Raw genomic sequence first — 7,810 nt, forward strand, 5'->3', positions numbered from 1 at the left:
GTGTGCTGATATGGCTCAGTTGGTAGAGCGCACCCTTGGTAAGGGTGAGGTCCCCAGTTCGACTCTGGGTATCAGCACCAGTTTTTCGGGTTAAAGTTTGGCACTTAGTAAAGAATTTGTCTGGCGGCTGTAGCGCGGTGGTCCCACCTGACCCCATGCCGAACTCAGAAGTGAAACGCCGTAGCGCCGATGGTAGTGTGGGGTCTCCCCATGCGAGAGTAGGGAACTGCCAGACATCAATTTAGTAAAAAAGCCCATCCGTCAGGATGGGCTTTTTTACGTCTGTGGGAAATGAAAACGTGGTGAAGTCCCGGGGTCGCTGCGCTCGTCCGGCTACAGACGGTAATAATGTGCACGTATAATGCCCGGTCCGTAGCCCGGACGAGGCGTTTTACGCCGACTCCGGGATGGTGCACTTTGCCGGATGGCGGCATTGACGCCTTATCCAGCCTACAGCGATGCTCTATCTCCTGCCTCAACAAAATATTCCATGCGAAGCAAGCATGGTGCTGAAAATAAGACAACGTTCGCTATCTCTTTATTATGATGAGCTATTTAGATCGTCGACGGGAATTAAAAGAGGTGGGTTTTGTTGATAATAAAATTGACGGCGATGTCATCCTGACGATGACAATAAGCGCAGAGACGGCCAGAAAGCATGCGCTTTCTGGCCGTTGTGTTATTTGGTCAGTGCCACGATACCCAGCGTCAGGCCCGCCAGAGCTGCAGCGCCACCGGCGATAGCACCTGCGGTTTCCCAGTTGTCCTGGGTGGTCCCTTTCATGCAGGTGTTGGTGTGAACCAGACGGCCCTGATCGTCATAAACGGGTACACAAGGTGAGTCATGCGCGCAGCCAGCAAGCAGCGTTGCCAGCAGCGTCACCAGAATAAATTTTTTCATGATGTAGCCTCTAAATAATCCGTTTCATTACGCCAGAAATATGGCGTATTACGGAATGGCTTATTTTATCACCTACGCTATAGCCCATTGGTAGGGGAAATAATCTCAATTTATGTGGTTCGTAAATATCGTGGAGAAGGGAGCCTGAAAACGGTGGGATTATGTAGAAATGATGCAGAAGAAAATAACGAAATGGTGCGCTACGAAGCGTAACTGATGGTGGCACAGCCTAACGTATTGAGCCTGCACCACTAAACTTCCTGATTACCGAACAAAAAGAAAGGCGCCCGTAGGCGCCTTTTATCCTGAGTGATTGCGTTACTCAGAGTGTTTGGTAAAGCGACGTCTCACGACAACGAAGAATACTGGCACGAAGAAGATGGCCAGCAGCGTCGCGGTCAGCATCCCGCCCATGACGCCGGTACCAACTGCGTTCTGCGCACCACTACCTGCACCGCGGCTGATAACCAGAGGCATAACGCCGAGGATAAAGGCCAGAGAGGTCATCAGAATAGGGCGCAGACGCATACGTGATGCTTCGAGCGTTGCTTCAATGATCCCTTTACCTTCTTTATCCATAAGATCTTTAGCAAACTCCACGATCAGAATGGCGTTCTTCGCCGATAGACCAATGGTTGTCAGCAGACCTACCTGGAAGTACACGTCGTTATTCAGACCTCGTAATGAGGCGGCCAGAAGCGCTCCCACAACACCTAATGGCACTACTAACATAACGGAGAACGGAATAGACCAGCTCTCATAGAGTGCGGCCAGACACAGGAAGACGACAATCAATGAGATGGCGTACAGCGCTGGCGCCTGGTTGCCGGACAGACGTTCCTGATAGGACATTCCCGTCCAGTCAAAGCCAATGCCTGAAGGCAGTTTGCTGGCCAGTTGTTCCATCAGGGCCATCGCCTCACCGGTACTTTTACCCGGGGCCGCTTCACCGAGGATCTCCATCGATGGCAGACCGTTATAGCGTTCCAGACGTGGAGAGCCATACACCCAACGTGAAGTCACGAAGGCGGAGAATGGCACCATCTCACCGTTTGAGCTGCGTACGTACATATTGTTGACGTCGCTTGGCAGCATGCGGAACTTCGCGTCAGCCTGAACGTAGACCTTCTTCACGCGACCGTGGTCAATAAAGTCGTTGACGTAGTAGCCGCCTAGCGCAGCAGAAATGGTCTCATTGATATCGGACAGTGAGACGCCTAATGCCTGCGCTTTTTCCTGGTCGACATCGAGTTTGAACTGCGCGGTATCTTCCAGGCCGTTTGGACGCACACGAACCAGCTGATCGGGATGCTGCTGCACCATACCCAGAAGCTGGTTACGGGCTTGGGTCAATGCGGTATGACCGAGGTTACCCTGGTCAATCAGCTCGAAGTCGAAACCGGTCGCCGTGCCCAGCTCGATAATCGCCGGCATGTTGAACGGGAACACCATCGCATCTTTAATCTGGCTGAAGGCCATCGTGGCACGCTTGATGACGGATTCAGCGCTATTTTCTTCCCCGCTACGTTCATCCCAAGGCTTCAGGCTCACAAACGCCATACCGGAGTTCTGACCCTGGCCGCTAAAGCTGAAGCCGTTAACGGTAAAGACGCTCTCAACGTTCGCCTTCTCGTTATTGAGGTAATAGTGGGTCACCGTATCCAACACCTTCTGCGTGCGCTCCTGTGTCGCACCAGCAGGAAGCTGAACCATGGTCAGGAATACCCCCTGGTCTTCGTCCGGCAGGAAGGACGTTGGCAGGCGCATAAACAGCACCGCCATGCCGACAACAATCAGCACATAGATAAGCAGGTAACGCCCAGTGGAACGCAAGATACCGCTGACGCTATTGGTATAGTGGTTAACGCTCTGGTCAAACTTATTGTTAAACCAGCCGAAGAACCCTTTCTTCTCGTAGTGATCCACAGAAGCGGGTTTCAGCAGCGTGGCGCACAGCGCTGGGGTCAGGATCAGGGCAACCAGTACCGACAGCGCCATTGCGGAAACGATGGTTATCGAGAACTGGCGATAGATAGCCCCGGTTGAGCCGCCAAAGAAGGCCATCGGTACGAATACCGCTGACAGCACCATCGCGATCCCAACCAGCGCGCCCTGGATCTGCTCCATCGATTTCTCGGTGGCCTCGACGGGCGATAGCTTCTCCTCAATCATCACGCGCTCGACGTTTTCCACCACCACGATGGCATCATCGACGAGCAGACCTATCGCGAGCACCATCCCGAACATGGTTAGGGTGTTTATCGAGTAGCCAAACATCGACAGTACGGCGAAGGTCCCGAGCAGCACTACCGGGACGGCGATAGTTGGAATAAGCGTCGCACGGATGTTCTGCAAGAACAGGTACATGACGAGGAAGACGAGAATAATCGCCTCAAACAGCGTCTTAATAACTTCGTGAATCGAGATGGTCACGAACGGCGTGGTGTCATACGGATAGACAACCTTCATTCCCTGCGGGAAGAAAGGTTGTAGCTCCGCGAGCTTGGCTTTGATGGCGTTGGCAGTATCCAGCGCGTTCGCGCCGGTCGCCAGCTTGATCCCAAGCCCCGATGCTGGTTTACCGTTAATACGTGCGACGACGTTGTAGTTCTCACCGCCGAGTTCAATACGCGCGACGTCGCTCAGATGTACCACCGAACCATCGGCGTTCACGCGCAGAGTCACTTTACCGAACTCAACCGGATCTTTCAGACGCGTCTGCGCAATAATTGAAGCGTTCAACTGCTGGCCTTTCACCGCTGGCGTACCGCCCAGCTGGCCTGCCGCAATCTGGTCGTTCTGTACCTTTAACTGATTGATGACATCAACCGGCGTCAGGTTGTATTTGTTGAGCAGGTTGCCGTCGAGCCAGATACGCATCGCATACTGCGCACCAAAAAGCTGCACGTCACCCACGCCGTTCAGACGGCTGATAGGGTCCTTAACGTTAGAGGCGATGTAGTCAGAAATATCGTCCTGTACGGTCGTTGGGTTATCAGAGATAAACCCGGCTACCATCAGGAAGCTGCTGCTCGACTTCTCAACGCTGATACCCTGCTGCTGCACTTCCTGCGGCAGCAGCGGTGTTGCCAGAGAGAGCTTGTTCTGAACCTGAACCTGGGCGATATCCGGATCGGTGCCTGACTTAAAGGTCAGGGTGATGGTCACGGAACCCGCGGAGTCACTGGTTGAGGACATGTACATCAGGTTATCGATACCGTTCATATTCTGTTCGATAACCTGGGTGACGGTATCCTGCACGGTTTGCGCATCAGCACCTGGATAGGTTGCTGAAATAGCCACGGCAGGTGGAGCGATCGTCGGGTACTGCGCGATTGGCAACTGCAGGATGGCCAAGCCACCCGCAATCATCATGATGATGGCCAGAACCCAGGCAAACACCGGTCGATGGATAAAAAACTTAGACATGTGGTCGGTACCTTATTTCGCAGCAGGCGCTGCGGTATCCTCTTCAGCCTTCACGGTTGCGCCCGGGCGCACTTTCTGCAGCCCGCTGACAATCACCTTATCGCCCGCTTTCAGGCCGCTGGTAATCAGCCACTGATCGCCAATCGCTTGTGCGGCAACGACGTTGCGTGTTTCGACCTGGTTTTTATCGTTCACCAGCAGGACGGTGGCATCACCGCGAGGTGTACGAGTGACGCCCTGCTGTGGAACCAGCATGGCATTTGGGTTCACACCTTCATCGATGCGCGCACGCACGAACATCCCTGGCAGTAGTACATGCTGCGGGTTAGGGAAAATGGCGCGAAGGGTGATAGAGCCGGTGCTTTCATCCACGGTAACGTCTGTGAACTGCAGCGAACCTTTCAGCGCGTAGGTTTGACCGTTTTCCATCAACAACTGCACGCTTTTGGCGTCGCCGCCCTGCTGCAGGCTTTCTTGCTTGAGGCGCATAAAGTCGCTGCTGGACTGAGTGACATCGACGTAGATAGGATCCAACTGCTGTACTGTTGCCATGGCATCTGACTGCCCGTTGGTCACCAGAGCGCCTTCAGTCACGCTGGATTTACCAATGCGGCCGGTGATTGGCGAGGTCACTTTGGTATAGGCCAGGTTAATACGTGCGGTCTCAACGGCGGCTTTCGCCGCCATGACGTCCGCATCGGCCTGGCGTGCTGTTGCTACCGCCTGGTCATAGTCCTGTTGGCTGATGTATTTGGTGCCTAGCAGAGGAACATAGCGCTTCACGGTCAGGTGAGCGATGACCGCAGCGGCTTCTGCTTTCGTCTGGTCGCCTTTCGCGCTGTCATAGGCCGCCTGGTAGGTGGCCGGGTCTATTTGATAAAGAGACTGACCGGCCTCAACATCACTCCCTTCCACAAAGTTGCGTTTCAGGATAATGCCGCTGACCTGTGGACGAACTTCAGCGACGCGAAACGCAGAGGTACGGCCTGGTAATTCGGTAGTGATGGACAATGGCGCATTGTTAACGGTGTGAACGGTAACCTGAGGCATTGGCGCATGCGCTTGCTGGCTTCCAGAATTATCACAGCCGCTAAGTAATGCTGCTGAGATAATTAAGCTGGATAAAAGTGTAACCCTGGCGTGACTCGTCATTGCTGTTCCTTATAGATTGATAGCCTGGTTTGACTAAAAATCTGTGAAAGAAAGGGTGAATAAAAAATGCAGTTCGTTATCCTACAAATAAACATCGGTGGATGTAAGAGATAGTTATTTTTGAACGATCACCAAAGGCACGGAAACGCAAAAATAGCAGGATTAGAGAATCTGAAAAGAGGAGTGATGGAATTATGCATTCATAATGTGAATATAAATTAATTAAATATATGTTTAATGGATTTATTGATTTTTAGTACTTATCAAACTTTTTGGTAAATACTGTTGTTAGCCTAAATGGTAAATTAAATGGATTTTCCATCCACCGTGAAGTTTGCGGTAAGTGACGTAGGCTATGGCCAGAAAAACGAAAGAAGAGGCGCTCAAGACGCGCCAGCTGCTGCTTGATTCAGCCATTGAGCAGTTTGCGCTGCGGGGCGTGAGTAACACCACCCTGACCGACATTGCGGATGCTGCCGGGGTAACTCGCGGTGCGGTTTACTGGCATTTTGCCAGCAAAAGTGAATTATTTAATGCGATGTGGGAAGAACAACTACCGTTGCGCGACCTAATCCATCATAAATTGATACAAATAGACAGCGCAAATCCACTATTAAACTTAAGAAATAAATTCGTCGTTGGTTTGCAATATATTGCTGAAACGCCGCGGCAGCGCGCGCTGATGCAGATCCTGTATCATAAGTGTGAATTTAGCAGCGATATGGTGCCGGAGCATGAAATCAGAAAAAAAATAGGTTTTAGCTATGATTCCATGCGAAATGAATTGCAGGCCTGCGTGCGTAACAAAATATTACCTGCTGATACAGACATTGAAATTATATTGATTGTCTTACATAGCGCATTTAGCGGCATTATCAAAAATTGGCTGATGGACCCACTGCAGTTTGATCTCTATCAACAGGCTCCGCTGCTTGTCGACAATATTATGGCGACCGTTTGTGCTCAACGTCAGTGGGCTACCCGGCCTACGCTGGTTGTTAACCAGTAACTGCGTATCCTCTCAGGCAGGGAAGCCTGAAGATTATTCATCTGGCTCTGCTTCCGCTGTCCTCTGCTTTCGGCTTCTGTCATCTTATTCTTCTACTCATCATCCCCGTAACGAGGTGTTTATGAACGCGATTTCTCGCCAGATTGGCGACTTTCTGGTGACGCCGCTCAGCGACGGTAATATGGCAGCGAGTCTCGAACTCCTGTCCGGTATTAGCACGACAGAGGCTGGGGAGATCCAGAAGCAGGCTGGGATTACCGAGCCTGGAAATCTGCATATCTATGGTTATCTTATCCGTGGGCGCGGACGAACGATTCTGGTGGATTCAGGAACCGGCGGCGTCAATAACGTGGGCGGGCAGCTGAAAGCCAATTTGCAGGGGGCTGGCGTCCAGCCTGAAACGGTGGATACCGTGTTGCTGACTCACGCTCATCCTGACCATCTGGGGGGCTTGCTGGATGAGGAAGGCATGGCGGTTTATCCTAACGCCGCTCTCTACCTGCATCCGCTTGAGAAGGCGTTCTGGCTGGATGATGCACGGTTTGCACAGGCTAACGAACGTCAGCAGCGTAACTTTATCCGCGCGCGCCAGACGCTAGCCACCTATGGTGAGCGTGTTCGCCTGCTGAGCGATGCGCCGATTGCCGAGGGAATTCATCCCGTCCCTCTGCCAGGGCACACGCCGGGGCATACGGGGTTCAGAATTGATACTCCGGAAGCTTGCCTGATTATCTGGGGTGACATTGTTCACTTCCCCTATATTCAGACCGCGCACCCCGGGGTAAGCATTGCTTTTGATATCGATAGCGAACAGGCGAAAGCATCGCGTAAACGTATTCTGGCGCAGGCGGCGGCAGAAAAGCTGCTGGTGGCGGGGATGCACTTCGGTGGGTCGGGCTTTGCGCGGGTTATTCCTGAGGATCAGGGCTACCGTATCGTCTACGCCGAGGCGTAAAACAGGCAATAAAAAAGGCGCTTCCCCATGCCGAGTAGCGCCTTCAAAATCAAGCAATTAACTGATTAGTATCAGTTCATGCCGTATTTTTTCAGTTTCTTACGCAGAGTACCACGGTTGATGCCCATCATCAGGGCTGCGCGGGTCTGGTTACCACGGGTGTATTGCATCACCATGTCCAACAGGGGCTGTTCTACTTCAGCCAGTACCAGCTCATACAGGTCATTAACATCCTGACCGTTCAGTTGAGCAAAATAGTTCTTCAGTGCCTGTTTAACCGAGTCACGCAGGGGTTTTTGAGTTACCTGATCCTGAGAGTTAACGGTAGAAACGGTCAGTACGTCAGAATTTACGCGTTGTTCGA

6 protein-coding genes, 1 tRNA gene and 1 rRNA gene are annotated in these 7,810 nt (G+C 52.3%); 4 read left to right on the top strand and 4 right to left on the bottom strand.

The window, feature by feature from the left end; all coding sequences use genetic code 11:
* The first annotated feature begins 4 nt into the window (after positions 1-4).
* A tRNA-Thr gene (locus RDN66_RS05810) sits at positions 5-80 on the top strand.
* A 39-nt stretch (positions 81-119) separates the two neighbouring features.
* Positions 120-235: ribosomal RNA gene (gene rrf / locus RDN66_RS05815) — 5S ribosomal RNA — on the top strand.
* A 444-nt stretch (positions 236-679) separates the two neighbouring features.
* On the opposite strand, the gene RDN66_RS05820 is transcribed toward rrf, so the two are convergent.
* The 3 genes from RDN66_RS05820 to RDN66_RS05830 form a co-directional block, all read right to left on the bottom strand.
* Positions 680-901 (bottom strand): lipoprotein, encoded by a 222-nt coding sequence (locus RDN66_RS05820; RefSeq protein ID WP_035891258.1) that lies wholly within the window; start codon positions 899-901, stop codon positions 680-682.
* 318 nt (positions 902-1,219) lie between these two features.
* On the bottom strand, positions 1,220-4,330 hold the full coding sequence (locus RDN66_RS05825; protein ID WP_202217089.1) for an efflux RND transporter permease subunit: 3,111 nt from the start codon (positions 4,328-4,330) through the stop codon (positions 1,220-1,222).
* A 12-nt stretch (positions 4,331-4,342) separates the two neighbouring features.
* Positions 4,343-5,482, bottom strand: coding sequence for an efflux RND transporter periplasmic adaptor subunit (locus tag RDN66_RS05830; RefSeq protein ID WP_202217090.1), 1,140 nt, complete (start codon positions 5,480-5,482; stop codon positions 4,343-4,345).
* Between the two features lie 355 nt (positions 5,483-5,837).
* Between RDN66_RS05830 and envR the strand changes: the two genes are divergently transcribed.
* Both envR and RDN66_RS05840 read left to right on the top strand, forming a co-directional pair.
* Entirely contained in the window at positions 5,838-6,491 is a 654-nt protein-coding gene (gene envR, locus RDN66_RS05835; RefSeq protein ID WP_202217091.1) for an acrEF/envCD operon transcriptional regulator, read from the top strand.
* A 121-nt stretch (positions 6,492-6,612) separates the two neighbouring features.
* A complete protein-coding gene (locus RDN66_RS05840) occupies positions 6,613-7,446 on the top strand; it encodes an MBL fold metallo-hydrolase (protein ID WP_202217092.1) in 834 nt (277 codons plus the stop codon).
* 71 nt (positions 7,447-7,517) lie between these two features.
* On the opposite strand, the gene fis is transcribed toward RDN66_RS05840, so the two are convergent.
* Positions 7,518-7,810: DNA-binding transcriptional regulator Fis (gene fis, locus RDN66_RS05845; RefSeq protein ID WP_308537663.1), on the bottom strand; the 293-nt coding region annotated here is incomplete at its 5' end.

Source organism: uncultured Kluyvera sp., from assembly GCF_902485085.1.
GTDB classification, from domain to species: Bacteria; Pseudomonadota; Gammaproteobacteria; order Enterobacterales; family Enterobacteriaceae; genus Kluyvera; species Kluyvera ascorbata.

What these genes read in the sequence shown, in the direction of transcription:
- RDN66_RS05840 (WP_202217092.1), top strand. Translation starts at nt 6,613, where the DNA reads ATGAACGCGATTTCTCGCCAGATTGGCGACTTTCTGGTGACGCCGCTC.
- envR (WP_202217091.1), top strand. Translation starts at nt 5,838, where the DNA reads ATGGCCAGAAAAACGAAAGAAGAGGCGCTCAAGACGCGCCAGCTGCTG.
- RDN66_RS05830 (WP_202217090.1), bottom strand. Translation starts at nt 5,482, where the DNA reads ATGACGAGTCACGCCAGGGTTACACTTTTATCCAGCTTAATTATCTCA.
- RDN66_RS05820 (WP_035891258.1), bottom strand. Translation starts at nt 901, where the DNA reads ATGAAAAAATTTATTCTGGTGACGCTGCTGGCAACGCTGCTTGCTGGC.
- RDN66_RS05825 (WP_202217089.1), bottom strand. Translation starts at nt 4,330, where the DNA reads ATGTCTAAGTTTTTTATCCATCGACCGGTGTTTGCCTGGGTTCTGGCC.